The 24350-nt window shown below is 32.5% G+C and carries 25 protein-coding genes and 1 tRNA gene; 17 read left to right on the top strand and 9 right to left on the bottom strand.

The features are described 5' to 3' along the window. The first annotated feature begins 56 nt into the window (after nt 1-56). Nucleotides 57-290, top strand: a complete 234-nt coding sequence (locus AB3G36_RS07670) for a hypothetical protein (RefSeq protein WP_367757570.1) — start codon at nt 57-59, stop codon at nt 288-290. Between the two features lie 87 nt (nt 291-377). Here the strand turns inward: AB3G36_RS07670 and AB3G36_RS07665 are convergent, their stop codons facing one another. After that, on the bottom strand, nt 378-830 hold the full coding sequence (locus tag AB3G36_RS07665; RefSeq protein ID WP_367757568.1) for a DUF4442 domain-containing protein: 453 nt from the start codon (nt 828-830) through the stop codon (nt 378-380). Nucleotides 831-1025: 195 nt separating this feature from the next. Here AB3G36_RS07665 and AB3G36_RS07660 point away from each other — a divergent pair, with 195 nt between their 5' ends. The 5 genes from AB3G36_RS07660 (at nt 1026) to AB3G36_RS07640 (ending at nt 5346) form a co-directional block, all read left to right on the top strand. After that, nucleotides 1026-1481 carry a DUF4870 domain-containing protein gene (locus tag AB3G36_RS07660; RefSeq protein ID WP_367757566.1) on the top strand — a complete coding sequence of 152 codons (456 nt, stop codon included), beginning with the start codon at nt 1026-1028 and terminating at the stop codon, nt 1479-1481. A 141-nt stretch (nt 1482-1622) separates the two neighbouring features. Continuing rightward, nucleotides 1623-1952 (top strand): PadR family transcriptional regulator, encoded by a 330-nt coding sequence (locus AB3G36_RS07655; RefSeq protein ID WP_007136354.1) that lies wholly within the window; start codon nt 1623-1625, stop codon nt 1950-1952. Between the two features lie 5 nt (nt 1953-1957). Further along, nucleotides 1958-3682 (top strand): PspC domain-containing protein, encoded by a 1725-nt coding sequence (locus AB3G36_RS07650; protein ID WP_367757564.1) that lies wholly within the window; start codon nt 1958-1960, stop codon nt 3680-3682. A 2-nt stretch (nt 3683-3684) separates the two neighbouring features. Then, the gene (locus AB3G36_RS07645; protein WP_367757562.1) at nt 3685-4425 is read left to right on the top strand and encodes a head GIN domain-containing protein; all 741 of its coding nucleotides are present in this window, start codon (nt 3685-3687) and stop codon (nt 4423-4425) included. A gap of 87 nt (nt 4426-4512) precedes the next feature. Further along, on the top strand, nt 4513-5346 hold the full coding sequence (locus AB3G36_RS07640; protein WP_367757560.1) for a DUF2807 domain-containing protein: 834 nt from the start codon (nt 4513-4515) through the stop codon (nt 5344-5346). A 78-nt stretch (nt 5347-5424) separates the two neighbouring features. Here the strand turns inward: AB3G36_RS07640 and trxB are convergent, their stop codons facing one another. Both trxB and AB3G36_RS07630 read right to left on the bottom strand, forming a co-directional pair. Next, on the bottom strand, nt 5425-6372 hold the full coding sequence (trxB, locus tag AB3G36_RS07635; RefSeq protein ID WP_367757558.1) for a thioredoxin-disulfide reductase: 948 nt from the start codon (nt 6370-6372) through the stop codon (nt 5425-5427). A gap of 130 nt (nt 6373-6502) precedes the next feature. Beyond that, a tRNA-Pro gene (locus AB3G36_RS07630) sits at nt 6503-6577 on the bottom strand. Between the two features lie 403 nt (nt 6578-6980). Between AB3G36_RS07630 and AB3G36_RS07625 the strand changes: the two genes are divergently transcribed. From AB3G36_RS07625 to AB3G36_RS07600, 6 genes are all read left to right on the top strand, one after another. After that, nucleotides 6981-7748, top strand: a complete 768-nt coding sequence (locus AB3G36_RS07625; protein WP_367757556.1) for a ParA family protein — start codon at nt 6981-6983, stop codon at nt 7746-7748. A gap of 4 nt (nt 7749-7752) precedes the next feature. Continuing rightward, nucleotides 7753-8652 carry a ParB/RepB/Spo0J family partition protein gene (locus AB3G36_RS07620; protein ID WP_367757554.1) on the top strand — a complete coding sequence of 300 codons (900 nt, stop codon included), beginning with the start codon at nt 7753-7755 and terminating at the stop codon, nt 8650-8652. Beyond that, nucleotides 8652-9212, top strand: a complete 561-nt coding sequence (locus tag AB3G36_RS07615; RefSeq protein WP_367757552.1) for a DUF5683 domain-containing protein — start codon at nt 8652-8654, stop codon at nt 9210-9212. The genes AB3G36_RS07620 and AB3G36_RS07615 overlap by 1 nt, the downstream gene beginning before the upstream one ends. 58 nt (nt 9213-9270) lie before the next feature. Further along, complete coding sequence (gene dapB / locus AB3G36_RS07610; protein ID WP_367757550.1) at nt 9271-9972, top strand: 4-hydroxy-tetrahydrodipicolinate reductase; 702 nt, start codon at nt 9271-9273, stop codon at nt 9970-9972. A 76-nt stretch (nt 9973-10048) separates the two neighbouring features. Then, the gene (lepB, locus tag AB3G36_RS07605) at nt 10049-11626 is read left to right on the top strand and encodes a signal peptidase I (protein WP_367757548.1); all 1578 of its coding nucleotides are present in this window, start codon (nt 10049-10051) and stop codon (nt 11624-11626) included. 90 nt (nt 11627-11716) lie between these two features. After that, entirely contained in the window at nt 11717-12343 is a 627-nt protein-coding gene (locus tag AB3G36_RS07600) for a WbqC family protein (protein ID WP_367757546.1), read from the top strand. Nucleotides 12344-12351: 8 nt separating this feature from the next. Here the strand turns inward: AB3G36_RS07600 and AB3G36_RS07595 are convergent, their stop codons facing one another. The 6 genes from AB3G36_RS07595 to AB3G36_RS07570 all read right to left on the bottom strand — a co-directional run bounded on the left by AB3G36_RS07595 (nt 12352) and on the right by AB3G36_RS07570 (nt 18592). Then, nucleotides 12352-13395 carry an endonuclease/exonuclease/phosphatase family protein gene (locus tag AB3G36_RS07595; protein WP_367757544.1) on the bottom strand — a complete coding sequence of 348 codons (1044 nt, stop codon included), beginning with the start codon at nt 13393-13395 and terminating at the stop codon, nt 12352-12354. Nucleotides 13396-13478: 83 nt separating this feature from the next. After that, nucleotides 13479-14348 (bottom strand): rhomboid family intramembrane serine protease, encoded by an 870-nt coding sequence (locus AB3G36_RS07590; RefSeq protein WP_367757542.1) that lies wholly within the window; start codon nt 14346-14348, stop codon nt 13479-13481. 32 nt (nt 14349-14380) lie between these two features. Further along, on the bottom strand, nt 14381-15130 hold the full coding sequence (locus tag AB3G36_RS07585; RefSeq protein ID WP_367757540.1) for a rhomboid family intramembrane serine protease: 750 nt from the start codon (nt 15128-15130) through the stop codon (nt 14381-14383). After that, nucleotides 15127-16977 (bottom strand): DNA mismatch repair endonuclease MutL, encoded by a 1851-nt coding sequence (gene mutL, locus AB3G36_RS07580; RefSeq protein WP_367757538.1) that lies wholly within the window; start codon nt 16975-16977, stop codon nt 15127-15129. The genes AB3G36_RS07585 and mutL overlap by 4 nt, the downstream gene beginning before the upstream one ends. A 166-nt stretch (nt 16978-17143) precedes the next feature. Next, nucleotides 17144-17716, bottom strand: coding sequence for a 6,7-dimethyl-8-ribityllumazine synthase (gene ribH / locus AB3G36_RS07575; RefSeq protein WP_367757536.1), 573 nt, complete (start codon nt 17714-17716; stop codon nt 17144-17146). Nucleotides 17717-17818: 102 nt separating this feature from the next. Next, the gene (locus tag AB3G36_RS07570) at nt 17819-18592 is read right to left on the bottom strand and encodes a tol-pal system YbgF family protein (protein ID WP_367757535.1); all 774 of its coding nucleotides are present in this window, start codon (nt 18590-18592) and stop codon (nt 17819-17821) included. Between the two features lie 245 nt (nt 18593-18837). Between AB3G36_RS07570 and AB3G36_RS07565 the strand changes: the two genes are divergently transcribed. From AB3G36_RS07565 to asnB, 5 genes are all read left to right on the top strand, one after another. Next, nucleotides 18838-19917 (top strand): DNA replication/repair protein RecF, encoded by a 1080-nt coding sequence (locus AB3G36_RS07565; protein ID WP_367757533.1) that lies wholly within the window; start codon nt 18838-18840, stop codon nt 19915-19917. Between the two features lie 73 nt (nt 19918-19990). Beyond that, a complete protein-coding gene (locus AB3G36_RS07560) occupies nt 19991-20728 on the top strand; it encodes a thioredoxin domain-containing protein (RefSeq protein WP_367757531.1) in 738 nt (245 codons plus the stop codon). Then, the gene (locus tag AB3G36_RS07555) at nt 20698-21372 is read left to right on the top strand and encodes a DUF2461 domain-containing protein (protein ID WP_367757529.1); all 675 of its coding nucleotides are present in this window, start codon (nt 20698-20700) and stop codon (nt 21370-21372) included. Before AB3G36_RS07560 ends, AB3G36_RS07555 begins: the two co-directional genes overlap by 31 nt. A 14-nt stretch (nt 21373-21386) precedes the next feature. Then, on the top strand, nt 21387-22454 hold the full coding sequence (locus AB3G36_RS07550) for a glycosyltransferase (protein ID WP_367757527.1): 1068 nt from the start codon (nt 21387-21389) through the stop codon (nt 22452-22454). A gap of 2 nt (nt 22455-22456) precedes the next feature. Beyond that, entirely contained in the window at nt 22457-24304 is a 1848-nt protein-coding gene (gene asnB / locus AB3G36_RS07545) for an asparagine synthase (glutamine-hydrolyzing) (protein ID WP_367757525.1), read from the top strand. The last annotated feature ends 46 nt before the right edge of the window (nt 24305-24350 follow it).

Raw genomic sequence — 24350 nt, 5'->3', positions numbered from 1 at the left:
CTGAGAATTGTTTTTATATTTGAATCGAAAATTCGAATATAAAAACAATATAGAGTATGAAAAAAATAATCACCCTTTTAGCTATAGCTTTATTTACTATAAACGCAAGTGCTCAAGATGCAAAACCGGCTAAAAAAGAAAAAACAAAAAAAGAATCTTGTTGCATGGCAAAAGAATCTGATGCAAAGACTATGAGTGCAGAAGATGTTGCTAAATGTCAAGCAAAATGCAAGGCCGAAGGAAAAAAATGCAGTGCCAAAACAAGTAAAAAAGAAGGTAAAAAATGCTAATTTAAAAAGTATAAAATATTTTTTACAAAAGAAGGCTCTAACTAATTTAGAGCCTTCTTTTTTTACAAACTAGTAAACAACTTATTTTTATTTTATTCTAACACTCCATTCAAAATCCATTTCTGACACTTGAACTCCCTCTTCATTCGTCCCTATGGATTTCATCCAGAAAGTTTGTCCCTCTCCTGTAGCAATTGTTTCTTTGATTGCTTGCGCTATCAAGTGCCCATCCTTACATACAAATGTTATTCTTCCAGTTGCTTTTTTTGTAAAATTTCCTTTATTATTGGCCACTAACATGGATATTTTTTTTCCGCTTTTTTTAATTTGATAGATTACTAATGCTCCTGTTGAAAGCTCAGCAGCCATAGCCTGAACTGCAAAATACATCGAATTGAATGGATTTTGATTGATCCACCGGTGTTTTACAGACACCACACATTTATTCTCATCTATTTCTTTTACCCTTACTCCGCAAAGAAAAGCAGAAGGCAATTTGAAAAATAGAAATTTATTAAGTTTAGAGGCTGTAAGGTTCATTATTGCTTGTTTTTTTGCTAATATACAAAAAAATACTATGCGTACATATAAAAATAATTTGTTAAAAATATGTTAATATTTACTACTATGCGATACAAGATACTGTCTTTTGAACATATATTTGCATAAGAAATTACTAGGTAAGCTAATCGAAATTAGTTCTGTACTTTCAATCATCAATCAAAAATCAAAAAAATGGAAACAATTACCGAAAAAAATGCCGCTACTTTTACACACATAAGTACGTTAACACAATACTTTATTCCTTTTGGGAATTATATTTTTCCAATATTAATTTGGTCGACAAAAAAAGATCAGTCCGAATTTGTAGATTATAATGGAAAACAAGTACTTAATTTTCAATTGAGTTTGCTATTGTATTCGTTAGTCCTTATTGCTATTGCAGTACCTGTTTTCTTAATCACTATTTTTAACAATGTTCCTTTTGATGCTATCATTCATGATGATAATTTTGTTATCAATAATTTTAATTTTGACAACAGTATTGGTCTATTAACAATTGGAATTATGGCTGTTATTATTTTTGGCTGTTTGAAAATAGCAGAGTTCTTTTTAATTATCTATGCAGCAATAAAAACATCAAACGGAGAACGTTTTAAATATCCAATCACAATTCCATTTATAAAATAACGAGCCTATCCCTGATGAAAGTGACATCTCCCGATTTTATTTATCGGGAATACAACGGACAGCAGGAAATAGCTTCTAAAAATAATCATCAATCATCAATCAAAAAATGAACAGTTTAATCAAAAAAACAAAAATCAAATTATGAACATTGAAAACACAAAAGCACAGATGCGTAAAGGTGTTCTCGAATTTTGCATCCTATCTGTTTTAAAAGAAAAAGATGCATACACATCGGAAATACTAGACACTTTAAAAAACGCAAAATTACTCGTAGTAGAGGGTACTATTTACCCACTACTGACTCGACTAAAAAACGACGGACTATTAAGCTACCGTTGGGAAGAATCAACATCAGGACCACCAAGAAAATATTATGGTCTTACTGAAATAGGACAAACCTTTTTAAACGAATTAAATGGTACTTGGACAGAATTGTCTGATGCCGTAAATCTAATCACAAACCAAAAATAAGAGTCATGAACAAAACTGTAAATATAAACTTAGGCGGAATGTTCTTTCATATAGATGAAGATGCATACCAAAAACTAACTCGTTATTTTGATGCTATAAAGCGTTCTCTATCCAATTCATCTGGTCAAGAAGAAATCATCAAAGACATTGAAATGCGCGTTTCGGAATTACTGAACGAGAAACAAAAAAGCGACAAACATGTTGTGGGTTTAAAAGATGTTGACGAAGTGATTACGGTCATGGGACAACCTGAAGACTATATCATTGAAGAAGACAATAAAACAAATCAAACCTTTACAGAAACTTCTAATAGAAGAGTAAAAAAACTATATAGAGATAAAGAAAAAGGAATGATAGGCGGTGTAGCTGCTGGACTTAGTCATTATTTTGGAATTGATACGGTATGGATCCGACTTTTATTAATAATATCAGTTTGGGGATTTGGAACAGGTGTATTAGCCTACATCATTCTTTGGATTGTAACGCCAGAAGCAATAACAACATCCGAAAAACTAGAAATGACTGGAGAACCAGTTAACATTTCGAATATCGAAAAAAAAGTTCGTGAAGAATTTGAAAACGTTTCTGACAAAATTAAAAATGTTGATTATGACAAATACGGTAATCAAATAAAGTCGGGAGCAAATAAAATAGGAAGTTCATTTGGAGATTTTATCCTATCTGTTTTTAAAGTATTTGCTAAATTTCTAGGTATCCTATTAATCATCACAGGATTAACAACATTAATCTTTTTACTGATAGGCGTATTCACATTAGGCTCTTCCACTTTTATTGATTTCCCGTGGCAAAGTTTTGTTGAAGCAGGAAACTTTACGGACTACCCTATTTGGTCATTTGGACTTTTAATGTTCTTTGCTGTAGGAATTCCTTTCTTTTTTCTAACACTATTGGGTTTTAAATTATTGGCTCCAAACATGAAGTCAATAGGAAACATTGCTAAATATACATTATTAGCACTTTGGATAATTGCAGTAGCATTAGCAATCTCTATTGGAATAAGACAAGCAACTGCATTTGCAATTGATGGTAGAGTGGTACACAAAGAAAATATAATATTACAACCTACTGACACTTTGTTTATTAAATTCAAACACAATGACTATTATGCAAAAAATGTGAATGATAGAAATGATTTCAAAATTACCCAAGACTCCACTGAAAATGATGTTATTTATTCAAATGAAGTTAGTTTTAAAATCGAAAAAACAGACGAGAAAGTACCCTATATTCAAATAGAAAAAGAGGCAAAAGGAAAATCTTTATCTGAAGCTAAAAAAAGAGCAAAAGAAATTAAATACAACTACAAAATAATTGGAAATCAATTAATACTTGATAACTATCTATTGAGTGATTTAAAAAATAAATACAGAGATCAAGAAATTGAAGTCACATTATACTTACCCGAAGGAACTTTATTTAAAGTGGATTCAAGTGTGCAAAACTATGATAGATCTAATGATGAGTTTTTTAACTTACACTACAGTTCAGATAAATATCTTTACCAAGTAATGGACACAAAAGTAAAATGTTTGGATTGTCCAGCTGATGAAGATGAGGATAATGATGTTGATAATAATGAAGACGACCACGCTACAGTAACAATTAATAAAAACGGGGTTTCAATTACGAATGATACTATAATTAAAGGGAACAATGATATCAAAGAGTTGAAAATAAACAAAGACGGTATCATCATTAAAACTAAATAATCATGCTAAAAATCATCACCATCATCACAAAATTTATACTGGTTGCGCTAACTGCATTATTGTTTGCATCCTGCAACTATTCTGTAAATTCAAAATCGATAAGAGGTAGTGGAAACGTTACTACTGAAAAAAGGACTGTAGAAGGAGACTTTAAAAGTATAGAAGTAAGCAATGCTATTGATCTTGTTATTGAGCAAGGTGATAATAAGGAAATTAGTGTTGAGGCGGATGATAACTTGCAAAATAGCATTACTACAAAAGTTGAAAATGGAGTACTTATTGTTGCATGTGATTACAATTCATTTATTAATATTGAGTCGAAAAAAGTCACTGTTAAAATGCCAATTATTGAAGAATTACAAGCGTCAAGCGCCTCCTCAATACGAAGTATCAATACGTTGAAAGGAGAAAAAATTAGTCTTAGAGCTTCTAGTGCTGCAACTATTGATGTGAAAATTGAATCCGATAATATAGCTAGCAAATCAAGTAGTGGTAGCACTATTTCAATGAATGGTATGGCTCTTAACTTAGAAGCAATAGCTTCTAGCGGAAGCACAATCAATGCCAAAGAATTATTAGCCAATGAAGTGAGCGCAAAATCATCTAGCGGATCATCAATACATGTTCATCCCATAGTAAGTTTGAAAGCAAAAGCTTCGAGCGGTAGCTCTATCACTTATAATAATACGCCACATTCAATTGAAAAAAACTCTAGCTCTGGAGGTAGCATTGATAGAGATTAGCTTATCTAATATAGAATTATCACCAAAATCATTCATTAAAAATGGATGATTTTTTTATATTTGTAAAAACCATAATTTAATGTCATAATGAAAAATTACATCGCTGTACTTCTACTTCTTATATCTACAACTATAACATTGGCGCAAAGTAAAGAAAAAATAAAAGGATCTAAAAAAGTAACTACTGAGCAAAGAGAAATAGGTTCTTTTAAAAGTATTGAAGTTGAAGATAATATTGAAGTATACTTAGAAAGAGGAGAGAAAACAGAATTAAAAATTGAAGCAGATGACAATTTACATGATATCATTTCAATTGACTTAAGAGATAATGTATTGCGTGTTTACACTAGTAAAGAAGCAATTCGATACAAGAAGTTAATAGTAAAAATAACTTATACCAAAGACCTTAATTCAATATCTGCAAAAAATGATGTAGCAATAAATGCTATTCAAGAAGTACAGATTGATACTATTGCCTTTAAGACATTTGATAATGCTCAACTATTTTTAAATGTAAATTCAAAAGATTTTCTTTTAGAGTCAAATGATAAATCGAAGGTAGAGTTAAATCTAAAATCAGAAAAATCTAAAATCGTATTAAGTCAAAATGCCTCTTTAAAATCTTTAACCACAACTCAAGATTTCATTTGTGATTTATATCAAAAATCAGAAGCTAAAATAGAAGGTAGCGCAACCAATGGCGTTATCAGAATTGATAGCAACTCCAATCTAACTGCCAATAAATTAACTATAAAAAATATTGATTTAACAGCTGAAGGATATTCAACTGGCTCTGTTTATGCCGAAACTAGTATCAGCATAGCTGCTTCTGATAAATCAGAGATACAACTTTTTGGGGAGCCAAAAATTGAAATGAAAAAATTCACTAATGAGGCTAAGCTACTTAAAAAGGTGAAATAATATCTTCTTGTATTTTTATAAAAAAAGTCCCAATTTATACAAATTGGGACTTTTTTTTATTGCCATTATAGCATTGTATTATTCTTTGGAAGCTAAATATCGCTCCGCATCTAGAGCGGCCATACATCCTGTGCCAGCAGCAGTAATTGCTTGACGATACACATGATCTGCAGCATCACCAGCTACAAAAACACCAGCTACATTCGTTTTAGAAGTACCAGGAGTATTTATAATATATCCAGTTTCGTCTAATGTAAGAAAGTCTTTAAAAATATCTGTATTGGGCTTATGACCAATTGCCACGAAGAAACCTGTTGCTTCAATGTCAAAAGTCTCATTTGTAGTTTTATTCAACGCTTTTACAGCAGTTACCACTTGTTCATCACCTAAAACTTCAACAGTATCATGGTTCATTAAAATAGTAATGTTCTCTGTTTTGCGAACGCGTTCTTCCATGATTTTTGAAGCACGGAATTTTTCACTACGTACTAACATTGTTACTTTTTTACAAAGTTTAGATAAATAATGTGCTTCCTCACAAGCCGAATCTCCAGCTCCTACAATTACTACTTCTTGATTTCTATAGAAAAATCCGTCACAAACAGCACAGGCAGAAACTCCTCCACCCATTTTTAAATAGTGTTGTTCAGATGGCAGTCCTAAATATTTAGCCGAAGCACCAGTAGAAATAATCACCGTTTCACAGTGCAATTCTTTAGTATCATTAATCCATACTTTATGTACATCTCCAGAAAAGTCTACTTTAGTAGCCCATCCATCACGTACATCAGTACCAAAACGTTGTGCTTGCGCTTGCAGTTGAACCATCATCTCTGGACCAGTAACTCCATCTACATAACCTGGGAAATTTTCTACTTCATTAGTTGTAGTTAATTGACCACCTGGTTGTATTCCTTGGTATAAAACAGGATTCATGTTTGCTCTGGCTGCATATATTGCTGCAGTATAACCTGCCGGTCCAGAACCTATAATAAGACATTTAATTTTTTCGATTGTATCTGACATAATAAGGATATATTATAATTTTAAAAGCACAAAAATAAGTTTTAATTGCTGGAATATTGAACTTGCGCAATTAGTTTTTGTTATTCTACAATAAAAAAAACCCTTCTGTAGGAACAGAAAGGTTTTTTTGTCGGGGTGGCAGGATTCGAACCTGCGGCCTCCTGCTCCCAAAGCAGGCGCGATAACCGAGCTACGCTACACCCCGAAAGCGGGTGCAAATATAGAACTATTTTTTGCTTTTGCAAAACTATTTCAGAAATAAGAAATAATTAATTTAGAATAAAAATAATACTTTAAAAATCTCCCTAAATTATATATAATAAACGCCTAGCCCAGATGGTAGTGAAAAGACTCGCAGTACTTCCTGTTATTTTTTCTTGCTATAAAAGAGCGACTAAAAGAAGCTCCTTTTATAGCATTAGAAAAAACACTGAAGTACAAGAACTTGAAACAAACAGCTGGAATAGCTCCTTAAAATTAACGCTCCTTTTTTTTTTAAATGAAATAGTTCAATTGACAACTAATCAAGCTTTAACAAATGTTAACAAAATAGATTTTTAGAAACCATAATTAATTGTATTTTTACGGTTCAAAATTTAGAAAAATAAATGGGCAAAATCATTGCGATTGCTAATCAAAAAGGAGGAGTTGGAAAGACAACGACATCAGTAAATCTTGCTGCATCCTTAGGGGTTTTAGAAAAAAAAGTACTACTTATTGACGCTGACCCTCAAGCTAATGCTAGTTCAGGGTTAGGTATTGATGTGGAAAGTGTAGAAATTGGAACCTATCAAATTCTGGAACACAGCAACACTCCCAGAGAAGCTATAGTAAAATGTTCTGCGCCAAATGTGGATGTAATTCCATCTCATATTGACCTTGTTGCCATCGAAATTGAATTGGTAGACAAAGAAAATAGAGAATACATGCTTAAAAAAGCATTGGAAGATATAAAAGACGAATACGATTACATCATTATAGATTGCGCACCATCATTAGGATTGCTTACTTTAAATGCATTAACAGCGGCAGACTCTGTTATTATTCCAATACAATGTGAATATTTTGCACTCGAAGGTTTAGGTAAATTATTAAATACTATAAAAAGTATTCAAAAAATTCACAATCCAGATTTAGACATTGAAGGTTTGTTATTAACTATGTTTGACTCTCGTTTGCGTTTATCAAACCAAGTTGTAGAAGAAGTTCAAAAACATTTTAACGATATGGTTTTTGACACCATTATCCAACGAAATGTAAAACTGAGTGAAGCACCAAGTTTTGGTGAAAGCATTATAAACTATGATGCAACAAGTAAGGGAGCGACTAACTACTTACACTTAGCTCAAGAAGTTATAAAGAAAAACAGTAAATAGTTTTATGGCAAAAGCAATAAAAAAACAAGCCTTAGGAAGAGGATTATCTGCATTATTAAAAGATCCGGAAAATGATATAAAATCCGTAGATGATAAAAATGCTGATAAAGTTGTAGGAAATATTATTGAGCTTGAAATTGATGCGATTGAAATAAATCCATTTCAACCAAGAAGTAATTTCAATGAAGAATCATTGCGAGAACTCGCTACGTCCATCAAGGAACTAGGCGTTATTCAACCTATTACCGTACGAAAATTAGATTTTAATAAATACCAATTAATTTCAGGGGAGCGTCGTTTACGTGCTTCTACTTTAGTTGGACTTACAACAGTTCCAGCATATATTCGTATTGCAAACGACAATGAATCATTGGTGATGGCATTAGTTGAAAATATTCAACGTCATGATTTAGATCCTATTGAAATCGCACTTTCATACCAACGATTGATTGATGAAATTCAATTGACTCAAGAGCAAATGAGTGAACGTGTTGGGAAAAAACGGTCTACTATCGCTAATTACTTGCGCCTTTTAAAATTAGATCCAATTATTCAAACAGGTATTCGTGATGGCTTTATCAGTATGGGACATGGTCGTGCTATAATAAATATTGAAGACCTTGACATTCAAACTGATATCTATCAAAAAATTGTAAGTCAGAATCTTTCCGTTCGTGATACAGAAGCATTGGTGAAAAACTATCAAGACAGCTTGAAACCAAAACCAGCTACAAAAGCAAAAGCAGCTTCTTTTGAAATTGAAGAGTCACAAAAGAAAGTGTTCTCTACTTATTTTGGAAACAAAGTAGATGTAAAAGTAGCAGGAAATGGTAAAGGAAAAATCACAATTCCTTTTCAATCCGAAGAAGATTTAAAAAGAATCATCGAATTAATAAAGGGATAGTGAATAAACTTATTTCCATAGGAATACTTTTCTTTATTTTAGGAAATGCTACTGTTTTTGCTCAAGCAAAAAAAGAGGCTGTTCTAGTCGCAAAAGATACTTTAAAATCAAATAATATCGATCCTTTAACCCCAGCAAAGGCGGCTTTTTACTCCGCTATTTTACCTGGTTTAGGTCAAGCATACAATAAAAAATATTGGAAAATCCCACTGGTATATGGTGCTATTGGTACTAGTCTTTATTTTTATCTAGATAGTAATAAAAAATACCATCAATATAGAGATGCATACAAACGAAGATTAGAAGGATATAGTGACGATAATTTCACTTATTTAGATAACGCTAGATTAATTTCTGGTCAAAAATTCTATCAACGCAACCGCGATTTATCCGCTTTATTCGTTGTAGCATTTTATGCTTTAAACATAATAGATGCTAATGTTGATGCAGCCTTAATACAGTTTAATGTTGATGAAAACTTATCAATACGTCCAATTATTTACCCCAATGATGTAACATTCAAAACAAATGTGGGTCTAACTCTTAATTATAATTTTTAGAGCACAATAAAACTATTGGTTTCTCTATAATTTTTTTAATTTATAAAATACAAAACAAATGAAAATTGCGCTTTTAGGATATGGTAAAATGGGTCAAGTAATTGAAAGAATCGCGCTGATAAGAGGGCATGAAATCGTTTTGAAAAAAGACGAGCATAATACTTATGAAGGGCTATCAAATGCTGATGTTGCCATTGATTTCAGCATCCCAACTGCAGCTGTAAGCAATATTTCAAATTGTTTTGAAAACAATGTACCAGTAATCTCAGGAACAACTGGATGGTTAGAGCATTATGAAGAAATGGTTGCCTTATGTAATGAAAAAAACGGAGCCTTTCTATCTAGTTCAAACTTTAGTCTGGGTGTAAATATTTTCTTTGAACTCAATGAATATCTGGCCAAAATGATGGCGAAATTAGACAGCTACAGCATTGAGATGGAGGAAATTCACCATACTCAAAAACTAGATGCCCCAAGTGGAACTGCAATCTCTTTAGCCAAAGGCGTTATTGAAAACAGTAATTACACCAACTGGACATTAGAAACTCCTGAAGCTAACGAAATTCATATTGAAGCGAAACGAATTGGAACTGTTCCGGGCACACATACCGTGACTTACAATTCCGTAGTTGACAGCTTAGAAATAAAACATACCGCACATAGCCGTGAAGGCTTTGCTCTTGGAGCTGTTATCGCTGCTGAATGGATTTTTGGTAAAAAAGGAGTCTTCTCGATGAAAGATGTTCTGGATTTAAAATAAACGTATTACATCTATTTTTAGAGGTTTTCAATTTCGAGAAAAACAACCTTAAAAATTAAACTTTAAATAAAAAATTATGACACTATATCATTGGTTTGTATTTTTCTTATTCATCCAAGTTGTCCACTTTTTAGGTACATGGAAGTTATATGAAGCGGCCGGAAGAAGACGTTGGGAAGCTGGAATACCAGTTTACAATGCTATCGTATTGATGAAAATCATTGGTCGCCCAACTTGGTGGACTATATTACTTTTCATACCCATTATTAACTTAATCATGTTTCCAATTATTTGGGTTGAAACATTAAGAAGTTTTGGAAAACGCTCTACTCTAGATTCTTTTTTAGGAATAATCACTTTTGGATTATACATTTACTATATTAATTACACCCAAAAATTAAATTATGTATCTGACAAAAGCACAACTTCTGAAAACAAAACAACTGATACATTAAGTTCTTTACTTTTTGCCATTATAGTAGCGACTTTAGTACATACTTATTTTGTTCAACCTTATACGATCCCAACTTCTTCCTTAGAAAAATCGTTATTAGTAGGCGATTTTCTATTTGTAAGTAAAGTAAATTACGGGGCACGGATCCCTATGACTACCGTAGCATTACCAATGGTTCATGATTCCATACCTTTTATTAAAACCAAATCATACCTTAATTGGCCACAATTGCCTTATTTAAGATTACCCGGTATAGAGAAGATCAATCGTACGGATATCGTGGTTTTTAACTGGCCAGTAGATACGGTTCATTATTTCTTTGAAGCTAAAGGAAAACCCGGAGTTATCAAACCAATTGATAAAAAATCAAATTATGTAAAACGATGTGTGGGAGTACCTGGCGATAGTTTATCTATCAAAGATGGAATTGTCTACATCGATGGTAAAATCTTGCAATTACCTGAACGTGCTAAACCTCAATTTTCATATACTGTAGCATTAGACGGAAAAACACCAATTGATTTTGAATATTTACTTAAGGATCTTGATATTACGGATGCTGTTTATTTTAAAAATAACGAAACAAAAGATACACTACTTTTCAGAGCGCTTACTGCTGCAGGAGCGGAAAGATTAAAAAATGTTCCTGGAATAACTTCAGTAATCAGGGAAATTTCTAGAACTCCAGAAGCTGCTATATTCCCTCAAAACACCAAATGGAATCAAGATAATTTTGGTCCAATTTATATTCCACAAAAAGGAAAAACGGTGGCACTTACAGTGGAGTCATTGCCTTTTTACAAAAGAATCATTACGGACTATGAATTGAAGAATGATAATGGTGAAAAAAATGACCTTAAGGTAACAGGAAATGAAATTCGATTGAACGGCGAAGTTGTAAAAGACTATACTTTCAAACAAAACTATTACTGGATGATGGGAGACAACCGCCACAACTCTGAAGATAGCCGCTATTGGGGATTTGTTCCAGAAAATCACATTGTAGGTAAACCTATATTCATCTGGATGAGTTGGGATACCAATGGAAAAGGATTGAACAAAGTTCGTTGGAATAGAGTCTTTACAACCGTAAACGGGGAAGGACAACCACAGTCGTATTTTAAATATTTCTTAATTGCATTAGCTGCTTTCTTTGCTGGTGAATATTTTTGGAAAAAAAGAAAAGAGAATAAAAATTAGTCAAAAGTTTCAAAGTCGGAAGTCATAAAATACTCTTTTAAGAGCAACTTTAGGACTTCCGACTTTATTACTTTATAACTTTAGACAAATATGAACACTTTACTGTACCCAACCTATTTTCCTTCAATTAGCCATTTTGCAGCGATGCTTCAGGCACAGAAAACAACATTTGAAATTGAAGATAATTTCCAAAAGCAAACCAATCGCAACCGAACTTATATCTACAGTCCAAACGGAATTCAACTCTTAAATATTCCCGTTAAGCACTCCAAATTAATCCGCCAGAAAACGAAAGACATTCAAATTGAACCTGAGTTTGATTGGCAAAAACAACACTTCAAATCACTAGAAGCAGCTTATAGAAGTTCCCCTTTCTTTGAATTTTTCGAAGATGATATTCGTGTTATTTTCGAAAAAAAATACAAATACTTAATGGATTTAAATTTTGAAACCATAGCTGTTGTTTCGAAATGTTTGCGAATGAAATTAGAATTTGATACTACTACTGAATACTTTCATGAAGTAGATAACAGCATTATAAAAGACTTTAGATTTTTGGTAGAAGGGAAAAAAGACGTTTCTTCTTTTGAAAAGTATCCGCAGGTTTTTGATGATAAATATGGCTTTATCAATAACCTAAGTGTTCTTGACTTGTTATTCAATGAGGGTAAATTCACTACTGACTATTTAAAAGCCCAAACTATTATACTCCAATGACAGATCTATCACAAAGATAGTTTGACCATAATAGGATAATGATCTGAATTATCAAAATCAGAGAAGCTTTCAAATTTCTTAACTGTCATTTTTTCATCGGCAAAAATATAATCAATTCTCGCAGGATAATACCTGAATTTATACGTTTGCCCAAAACCAGTACCTGCTTCCTCAAAACTATCTTTAAGCGTTCCTTTAATGTTTCTATACACATAAGAAAAAGCACTGTTATTCATATCTCCGCAGATAATTATAGGATACTCACATTGTTTCTTATGCTCTTTTAAAATCTCTGCTTGTTGCTGTTGCAGTTTAAACGCCTTACTGATTCTTATCAATAACATTTGTGACTTATCCTGATTTATCACATTTATATTTTCAGAAATTTCGTTAACATCCGGCGTGATTTTTATAGATTGAAGATGCATGTTATAGACTCGAATAATATCCTTACCCTTTTTTATGTCAGCATAAATTACATTATTATTCGAATTAGGAAATACAATATCGCCTTGATTAATAATGGGAAATTTAGAAAAAATCGCCTGCCCCGTTTTAATTTTATTGCCCTCCATAAAAATATATTTATAGCGGTACACTTTCAAGTCAATATTTGCCGAAGAAGAAAATTCCTGAATACACAGAATATCTGGGTTTTTTTCATTGATAAAAGTCAAAATATCACCCGGAACATCTTCTTTATCTATCCACTTGAATAAATTAAATAAACGAACATTATAGCTCATTACTTTAAAGTCTTTGTCATCTTCAGGATACACTTTAGAAGAAAATTTATAAAATTTATTAATAAACGTGATCCCCATCAAAAGTACTAATCCAGACAAAATCATTCTTTTTTTGAATTGGAGCCCCCAATACATAAAAAATAATCCATTCAATATAAAAAACATTGGCATGAAAAGTGTCAAAACAGACAAAATCGGAAACAGCTTTGGCGCTAAAAAAGGCAAAACATAGGCCACAAAGGTGACTATTGTCAGAACAATATTTAAAAAAAACATTCCTTTATTGAACCATGAAAGGTTTTTCATATTAGTATTTATTCAGTTAATTACTTTGCTAAATTAATAACGCAAAATTGCTTCTTTTATTTACGAAAAATACTATAAAAGTACTACTTCCCTGCTTTGAACAGAAATTCTTTTTCTTCTTTTGTTAAACTATCATATCCAGACTGACTGATTTTATCCAAAATTTCATCAATTTGTTGCTGCGCTTTATCTTTTGTTATAATTCTAGAAGCAGTCTTACCTATAGGCTTAGTATAGTTTTTATGTACTTTTTTGAAAGGTGTTTTGGGTGACACCTTAAATAAATTAGTAAAAAAATCAATGACTCTACTTACAATCGTACTCAAATCAGTTCCGTTTTGAAGTAGTTTTATAAAGACAAAACCGAACAGTGCCCCAGCTAAATGCGAGATATGACCACCGGTATTATCTAAACGAAATTGCATGAGATCAAGTATAAGAATAACAGCAGTAATGTGCCACAATTTTACATTTCCAATCAAAAGCAAACGTACATTCATTAAAGGCTGATAGGTTGTCACAGCAACCAAAATACCCATAATAGCAGCTGATGCACCTACAATTGAGGCACTAATTCCAAGTAAATAATAGCCTAAGACAAAGGAAAACCCTGCAAATATGGCGCTTAAAATATAAACTCCTAAATACTGTTTTTCAGTGAAAAAGGTTAAGAATAATCGACTAGAGAAATTGAGTATTATCATATTAAATAATATATGAAAAAAGTCAAAATGAAAAAAAGAATAACTTATTAGTGACCAAGGTTTCCATATAAAATCAGATGGAATAGAAGACAAACTAACAAATTGAAGAAAATCAAAATTAACATTTACTAATCGTAAAATCCCTGGTAAAACATAAGAAATCAAAAAACAACCTACATTCCAATAGATTAATCTATTAGCTATACCTCCTAATTTGTATTGAATTTTTAAGTCGTCTAGAATATTCATTTTTTATATTTAGAATTTACAAATAACCCCTATTAATTCCAACGATTGCCATCAAACTGATTTTTTTTCCAATACCATGAAATCAAAAACCCAAATAAAGCACCACCAACATGCGCAAAATGGGCGATTCCTGGCCCACCACTTCCAAAAATAGATTGTCCAGAAACCCCTAAATACAAATCTACTAAAACTAATCCTGGAACAAAATACTTTGCTTTAATTGGTATAGGAATAAACATCAAAGCCAACTCTGCATTAGGAAACATAAATGCAAAAGCGACAATAACACCGTAAATAGCTCCAGAAGCCCCAACTACAGTCCCCATATAGGCACTAATAAAATTTTGAAAACCTGGACTATTCAAAATTGGCACAATTTCATTGCTCCCTTTCCCATTCAAAACAGCTAAAACTTCTGCTTTTGAAAAACCTTGATCAATTAATGTATTCATTCCCTCCTGAAAATAGTAATAGTTTATTCCTGTATGCAATAGCGCCGCTCCTAAACCACAAGAGAAATAAAAGAATAGAAACTTCTTACCTCCCCAATAATGCTCTAAAGCCGAACCAAAAGAATATAATGCAAACATGTTGAAGAAAATATGCATAAATCCTCCATGCATAAACATATGCGTGATAGGTTGCCAAAATTGAAAATTAGTGTTTTCCGGGAAATACATCGCCAACATTTGGTAAGCAGCGTCTCCAACAATTTGTGTTCCTATAAAAAATAGGATATTAATTATAATTAATTGTTTTACCGTTTCGGTTACATTTCTCATAGTGCAAATTTTTTATCTAAATCTTCCACACGCATCGTGATGAAAGTCGGTTTTTGAAAAGGGGAAACATTGGGATCTTTACAGGCAAAAAGACCGTTAACCAAGTTTTCTTGTTCTTTTATTGTTAAAGTAGTCCCTGTTTTCACAGCCAAACTTTTGGCCATTGATTTTGCTATTGTATCATTTTGGCTAAAACTACTTTCAGGAATTCCATCCTGTAAATCACTTAATAATTGTTCTAACACCATCGAAACTTCACTTTCAGTCACATTGACTGGAATTCCAGAAATAACCACATGATCTGAATTAGTTTCTTCAAAAACAAAACCAGTGTTCACTAAAGAAAGCTTTAGCTCTTCAATAAGATCCATCTCAGTGGATGAAAAAAACAAATCCAATGGAAATAATAATTGCTGGCTTGATGCTTGATGAACCGTCATATTTGTCAAAAACTGCTCATACAAAACACGTTGATGCGCCCGTTGTTGATCTACAATAACCATTCCCGATTTTATAGGCGAAACGATATATTTTTTATGAATTTGGTACGAATTATGAACTGCTTGCTCTACCTCTTCGTCATTAAACAAAGACCCTGTGACTTCATCACTTTCAAATGAAAAATCAGTATTACTTGTAAAAACATCAGAATCTTGTTTTAAACCCACATACAAACTTTCCCAATTGGCCGTAGATTCTGGTTTTTTATAACTAGAATAATGTTTATTTACTTTGTCATCCGAAAATGGATTAAAAGTGCTATCAACCTGAATTGTAGGAGTTTCTCCTTTAGCATCTTTATAACTGTACGGCGTATCCAAGTTTGCATCACGATCAAAATCCAAAACTGGTGCCACATTAAACTGCCCTAAACTGTGTTTAATGGATGCTCGTAAAATGGCATACAATGCATGTTCATCGTCAAACTTAATCTCGGTTTTTGTAGGATGAATATTGATATCGATCGTATTAGGCGGAACCGTTAAGTATAAAAAATAACTCGGTTGTGCTCCATCTTTTAAAATACCATCGTAGGCAGCCATAACGGCATGATGCAGATAGCCACTTTTTATAAATCGGTCATTAACAAAGAAAAACTGTTCTCCCCTATTCTTTTTAGCAAATTCAGGTTTACTTACAAACCCTTGAATAGTTACAATTTCAGTTTCTTCTTGAACAGGAACTAATTTTTCATTGGTTTTACCCGAAAAAATAGTGACAATTCTTTGTCTTAAACTAGCGGAAGGTAAATTGAACATCTCACTCCCATTATGATAAAAAGTAAAATAAATATTGGGATGTGCCAATGCGACACGTTGAAACTCATCAATAATATGACGGTATTCTACGGTATCTGATTTTAAAAAATTACGACGAGCTGGAATATTAAAAAATAAATTTTTAACCGCAAATGAAGTTCCTTTAGGTAGAACAGCCACTTCTTGTGACATAAATTTACTGCCTTCCACTACAATTTGAGTTCCTAATTCCTGTTGATCTTGCTTGGTTTTCATTTCAACATGCGCAATAGCAGCAATAGAAGCTAATGCTTCACCTCGAAAACCCTTTGTGTGTAATGAAAATAAATCTTCGGCTTGACGGATTTTTGATGTAGCATGACGCTCAAAACACAATCGAGCATCAGTTACATTCATCCCTAAACCGTTGTCAATAACTTGAACCAAAGCTTTACCAGCATCTTTTATGATTAACTTAATATCTGTAGCTCTAGCATCAACCGCGTTTTCGAGTAATTCTTTGACTACTGAAGCCGGTCTTTGCACCACTTCTCCAGCAGCAATTTGGTTCGCAACGTGATCAGGAAGTAATTGGATTATACTCGACATTAATAAATATAAGTTTTAAAGTTTAAGGTTTCCATTTTTTAAAACCGTAAGCACAAATTTAATGAATTTCTACTCGGTTTAATAGTCCGTTCCATCATAAATAAAACAAAAAAAACCTATACTATTTTTAGAACAGTATAGGTTTCATAATTAAATATTTACTTTTTTATTCTTCTAGTTTCAACGGCAAATCTTCGATTTGTAATTGACCAGAAGACAGTAATGTTTGTTTCTTATACTCATGCGCCAAAGAGGCTTGTTGACGAATGTAGGCCATTTTAATAGCCGCAATTGCCGCTTCAGTACCTTTGTTTCCGTGAATACCACCACTTCTATCTATTGACTGTTGCATCGTATTATCAGTAAGGACGCAAAAAATAACTGGAATATCCGTTTGAACATTCAAATCTTTAATTCCTTGAGTTACGCCCTCACAAACAAAATCAAAATGTTTGGTTTGTCCCTGAATTACACATCCAATAGCGATTACAGCATCTACATTTTGGGTTTGCAACATCTTCTTGCATCCATAAATAAGTTCAAAGCTGCCTGGAACATTCCATCTGATGATATGATTCGCAGGAACTTCATTGTCTAAAAAAGCTTCATGAGCTCCATTATAAAGCCCTTCAGTTATTACTTCATTCCATTCAGCAACAACAACTCCAAAACGAAAATCTTTCGCATTAGGAACTGCATTTTTGTCATAAACGGATAAATTTTTATTTACTGTTGCCATTTGATTGTCAATTTTAATATTATTTTTTTGATTTCAGATGTTAAAGATAGCTTGTTGGATCAACAATCTAAAATCTACAACAAGTAATCTTAAAACTTTTTACTATTGAGCCAATCCAATTAAACCATCAACAGAAGTCGCTTCAGGAGATGAATCAAAATTATCTTTGATATCAGTAAAATATTTCAATGCATCTTCTTTTTTACCTAGAGCCAAAGCTGTTTTTCCAGCTTTCAATAAGAAACGTGGAGTAGTAAAATCATTTTTATTTGCTTCTATTGCTTTAATATAGTTTTCCAAAGCTTCTTTTGGTTGGTTCTTTTGAGAATAAGCATCACCAATTGCTCCTTTTGCCAAAGCTCCCAATACAATATCTTCTGATTTGAATTTACTCAAATAATCAATCGCTTCTGTATATTTACCTGTATTTAAGTACGCCATACCCGCGTAGTAATTAGCTAAATTTCCCGCATCAGTTCCTGAATATTCATCAGCAATTTTTAAAAATCCAAATTTACCTTCAGATCCATTCAATGACAACTTATAAAGTGAATCACTTGCAACACCATCTGTAGCTTGTTGGAAATTTTGTTGTGCAACAAACATTTCCTCAGCAGCTTCCGTTTGTTTTGGTTCAGCAATAAATTTTTGATAAACTAAATAACCAATGGTTACCAAAGCGACAGCTCCTACAATTCCAATGATGAATTTTTGGTTTTTGGCAACAAAATCTTCTGTTTTTGAAGCAGTTTCATCTAATGTAGAAAATACACCTGCTGTAACACTGTCTTTTTCATCAACAATTACTTCTTCAACTCCATCTTTTACTTCTTTCTCTTTTGGTGCTTTATATCCTCTTTTACTGTAAGTAGCCATTTAAATTTAATTTAGTGAACCGCAAAAATAAAATTTTTATTCAAACCGACGCAAAAAAAAAGGAATTTTATATTTATAATAAAAAAAATAAGCTTTTATACAAGTACTGCTTCGGTAAAAAGCAAAACATTTAAAACAGAAAAGCGCTAAATACCCTTTATATCGATATTTTTCAATAATTTGCGCCCACTTTAAAAGTCATTTTAAAAAACAACAAACTCTTCCATGCCAGCAAGCTTTAAAAGATGTATTTAAAAAAAATATCCTTATTCAATTACAAAAATTTTTCAGAAGCCAACTTCGAGTTTGACGGTAAAATAATTTGTTTTGTAGGTAAAAACGGTATTGGTAAAACCAATGTATTAGATGCTATCTATCATTTATCGTACGGAAAGAGTTATTTCAATCCTTTGGCTGTCCAAAACATCAAACATGGCGAAGAATTTTTCGTGATTGATGCTGAGTTTATAAAAAATGAACGGTCAGAGCAGGTAGTATGTAGTTTAAAGAAAGGACAGAAAAAAGTATTAAAACGCAATGGCAAGGCTTACGATAAATTTTCAGATCATATAGGATTCATTCCTCTTGTTATAATATCTCCCGCTGATAGGGATTTAATTGTGGAAGGCAGTGAAACCAGAAGGAAATTTATGGACAGTGTCATCTCTCAATTGAACCCAAATTACCTACAACAGCTGATCCAGTATCAAAAAGTAATGAGTCAACGCAATGCACTATTAAAATATTTTGCACTGAATCATGTTTTTGAAAATGACACTCTTTCTATATATAATGAGCAACTCAACGGATTTGGAGCTTATATATTTGAAAAGAGAAAAGAGTTTATAGCTGAATTCATCCCTATTTTCAATGCACACCATCATGCGATAACAGGTTCTCAAGAAACAGTACAACTTGTATATGAAAGTCATTTATTCGAAAAAAACTTATTGACTCTTTTACAAGAAAACATTAATAAAGACAGAGCTTTACATTACACAAGTGTTGGGACACATAAAGATGATTTATCCTTTGAAATAGACGGATATCCCATCAAGAAATTTGGATCTCAAGGCCAACAAAAGTCTTTTCTTATTGCTTTAAAACTAGCTCAATTTGAATTTTTAAAAAAACAAAGTGGGGTAAAACCTATTTTACTATTTGATGATATCTTTGACAAATTAGACGAAAGTCGAGTTGCTAAAATTATTGAAATGGTCAACAGTGAAACCTTCGGACAATTATTTATTTCCGACACCCATCCTGAACGGACCGAAGCTATTGTAAAATCAACGCATCAGTCCTATAAAATATTTAACTTATGATTTGCATTTTATGACCTTCGAATACTTATAATTTACTTAATTTAGCATTTCAATTTTTTAAATACTATTTGTAATGAAATTTTTTCAAATTTTTACTGTACTCGTCTCTTCTATCATTTTATCATGTAATGGACAAACATCAAAAAATATTAAAACAATTGATGCTCCAGCTTTTGCAGAAAAAATAAAAACAACAGAAAACCCCCAAATTTTGGATGTACGTACCCAAGAGGAATTTGCATCAGAACATATTGAAAACGCAAAAAACATCAATTGGCTTGGGAATAGTTTCGTCAAAGATGCAGAAAATCTTGACAAAACAAAACCCGTTTTTGTGTATTGTAAAAGTGGTGGAAGAAGTGCAAAAGCAACTGAAAAACTTCAAGAATTAGGCTTTACCAATATATACGAACTCGAAGGAGGTTTTTTAAAATGGGATGCTGCAGGGCTATCAAAACCAACAGATAAAATCGTAGGAATGAGCAGTCAAGAATACAATAAATTATTAAATACGGATAAAAAAGTCTTGATCGATTTCTATGCAGAATGGTGTGCTCCTTGTAAAAAGATGGCTCCTTATCTTTCTAAAATGCAAACCGAAATGAGTGATAAAGTAGTTATCATTCGATTGAATGCGGACGAAAACAAAACGTTAATGCATGAAATGAAAATTGAGGAACTTCCTACCTTACTGCTTTATGAAAATAAAGAACTAAAATGGAAACATGCCGGTTTCATAAGCGAAGATGATTTAAAAAAAACAATTATAATAGCCCCAAAATGCTATCAAAAGATACCTTACAATTCCTAGAAGACTTGAAAGCCAATAACAATAGAGATTGGTTCCTGGAAAACAAAAAAAGATACGAAGCAGTCAAAAAAGACTATCAGCAATTCGTTTCTGATTTTCTTGACGTTATGAAACCTTTAGATCCAGCACTAGAGATGCTTGAAGTAAAAAATTGTACCTTTAGAATCAATAGAGACATTCGATTTTCTAAAGACAAAACGCCTTATAAAACACACCTTGGTATTTGGTTACCTTGCGGCAGAATAAAGGGTCAAAATAGGCCTGGCTACTATGTACACATTGACAAAGGAGGTAGCTTTATTGCTGGAGGACTTTATTCGCCAGAAGCAGAGGAGCTAAAAAAAATACGCAAAGAAATTGCATTCTTTCATGAGGATTTAGAAGAAGTTCTTAATGAAAGTGAATTCAAAAAAATCTTTGTAGATTTTGACAGAAATGAAAGAAGTATCTTAAAAAATCCACCAAGAGGTTATGAAAAAGACCATCCTGCTATTGAATTATTAAAATTAAAAAGTTTTGAAGCTTCTCATAAAATCAATTATGACGATGTTACTAAAAAAGATTTTATTTCTAAAGTGAGTAAAAAACTGATCCTACTAAAACCCTTAAACGAATTCATAGGTAGAGCTTTATCTACTGATTAATTTTAATCGCCCAGATGAAAAAAAGAAAAATACTTTTTCTTGGAGAAACTTATAGAGCCGATGCCATCACTTGGACAAATGGCCTTAAAGAGTTTGGTGATTTTGAAATTGTCAGTTGGGAATTAAAAACTCCAAGTGATACATTCTTTAATCGAGTCATTCGTATTTTCGAATTTAAATTTTCTTTATTTAAAATAAAAAAAATCATTCAGCTAGAACAACCAGACATGGTTATTGCAGAAAGGACTACGAGTTATGGCTTTCTAGCGGCTTTATGTGGTGTAAAACCCGTAGTGATCGCACAACAAGGACGCACTGATTTATGGCCTGAAAATTCCCCTTTATACCCTTTAAAAAAAGTAATACAAAACTATGCCTTTAAAAAAGCTACTCTTATTCATGCTTGGGGCCCCATAATGACGGTTTCAATGGTCGAAGCCAATGTAGACATGAATAAAGTAATGGTCCTTCCAAAAGGAATTGATTTAAATAAATTCGGAAATAAAAATACGGCAAAAACTGAAAAAATTTGTGCTATAGTTACCCGTTCTTTATTACCCGAATACCGTCATGATATTATTTTAAAAGCTTTTGCTATTTTAAACCAAAAAGGAATTGATTACGTACTTACTATTGTGGGCGACGGAACAGAGCTACCTAAATTAAAAGAATTAGCAAAAAAATTAAATATCGAAAATAAGGTTCATTTTACAGGAAGGATACCTAATACCGAGTTGCCAAAACTATTACAGGATTCAAATATATACATAAGCATGCCTACAACTGAAGGCGTCTCTGCATCCTTATTTGAAGCAATGGCAACACTTTCCTATCCAATTGTCACTGATATCCCTGGCAACAGGAGCTGGATACAACATCGTAAAAATGGACAACTTATTACTGTTGATAATTACAAAATGCTTGCTGACGAATTATTATGGTCTTTTAAGAACCAGGAATATAGAAATAAAGCCATACTAACAAATCGAAAATTTGTTGAAGAACATGCTGATTACAATACCAATATGGCTATCATAGCTAGCAAATACCATGAATTAATAAATACCGCAAAAAATAATTAGCTATGTGTGGAATTAACGGGATCTTTCATTTACAATCCCAAAGAAAAATAGACACTCACGTCATTACAAAAATGCGTGACTCATTAGAACATCGTGGTCCAGATGATAAAGGTATTTTCGTGGAAAATAATATCGGACTAGGACACCGACGATTATCCATCTTAGATGTTTCTGCTGCAGGACACCAACCCTTTTTATCCGATGACGAACGATTTGTCATGGTGTACAATGGTGAAATTTATAATTTCAAAGAATTTTATCCTGAGTTAAAGAGCAACGGTTTTGATATAAAAACAGGATCAGACACAGAAGTTCTGTTAAAACTATTCCAATTGCATGGTTCAAAAATGCTTCATCGCTTAAACGGGATGTTTGCATTTGCTATTTGGGATAAATTAAAAAAGCAATTAACAGTTGTACGAGATCGAATGGGTGTTAAGCCATTATACTGTTCTTTTTACAATGAGAGTTTTTATTTTGCATCCGAACAAAAAGCACTTTTCACTGCTGGATTACCTCTAAAAGTAGCGCAAGATGGAATTGAAGAATATATTTTCAACCGCTTTGTAGCTGGCGATAACACCTTATATGAAAATATAAAAAAGGTTTTACCAGGGCATATAATGACTATCCACGAAGGTGGAAAAGTAGTCAACGAAAAATGGTGGGATTTAATAACTGAGATTCAAAACCAACCCAGAATTGAAAATCCTATTGAATGGTTTAGAGAAACCTTTGATGATTCAGTAAAACTAAGAATGGTGAGCGATGTTCCTGTTGGAATTTTACTTAGCGGAGGACTTGATTCTTCCTCTATACTTGCGTCATTAAACGAACAAAAATATAAAAACATTGAAACTTTTAACATCGGATTTAAAGAGGAAGAGCACAACGAATCTCATTTAGCCAAAATGTTAACTGAAAAGTTCGATTACCGTTTTAACACCTTAAAACTGGAAGATCAAGACTTATATGAAAACCTAGTTAAAGCTACTTATTTTCAAGACGAACCCATAATGCACCTAAACGAACCGCATCTTTTGGCTATTTCTGAATTAGCAAAACCAAAGGTAAAAGTATTGCTCTCTGGTGAAGGAGCCGACGAATTAATGGGAGGTTATGTACGTTACAAAGCATTACAATTTCCAAGCATACTAAGTTCAATTTCAAGTATAGGAAGTCTAGGCGGGTTTGAAAAAAAACCACGGTACGAAAAACTAATTCGATATGCTAAAATCAGCAAAAAACAAGATCTGATTATGTATAATAGTTGTAATATCTATCCTGAAGACATTTCGAAGGTGTATGGTATTCACAACGAGCCCAAAAACGAATTCAGACGTAAAACGTACAAAGAAGCAAAAGAATTATATCCCGACAATTTAAGACGACAAGCGCTTTATTTTGACCAACAAACCTATTTGCGTTCTTTATTATATAGAAACGATCGCGCCACTATGGGCGCTTCAATTGAATGTAGAGAACCTTTTCTAGATCAAAGATTGATTGCAGGTTTAGGTTCATTGGATGATAAATGGCTATTTACAGGTAAAAAAGGAAAATTCATTTTAAAAACGGCCATGGAAAATCGATTACCTGAAGCTATTTTAAAATTTAAAAAAGTAGGCCTTAGCGCACCTTGGGGAGATTATTTAGTAAAAAGTCCCGCTTTTAAAGATGAATTAGAATCGTTTTCTAAAAGTGAAATTTTTAAAATACCTTATTTAGAAAATATAAATAGTGCCAAACTTATTAAGAATTTACAGCAAGGAGACACAAGAATGGTTTCCTACATAATGCCCTTATTTATGATGCATATCTGGATGAAAAGTTATACAACTAAATTTTAATCGTTACTTTTGGTCTCAAATTACAACATTAAAAAAGAAATTTCTT

Source organism: Flavobacterium sp. WC2430, from assembly GCF_040822075.1.
In the GTDB taxonomy this organism is placed as follows: domain Bacteria; phylum Bacteroidota; class Bacteroidia; order Flavobacteriales; family Flavobacteriaceae; genus Flavobacterium.
The sequence above is the reverse complement of the archived record's forward strand: the minus strand, read 5'-3'. Positions and strand labels throughout refer to the sequence as shown.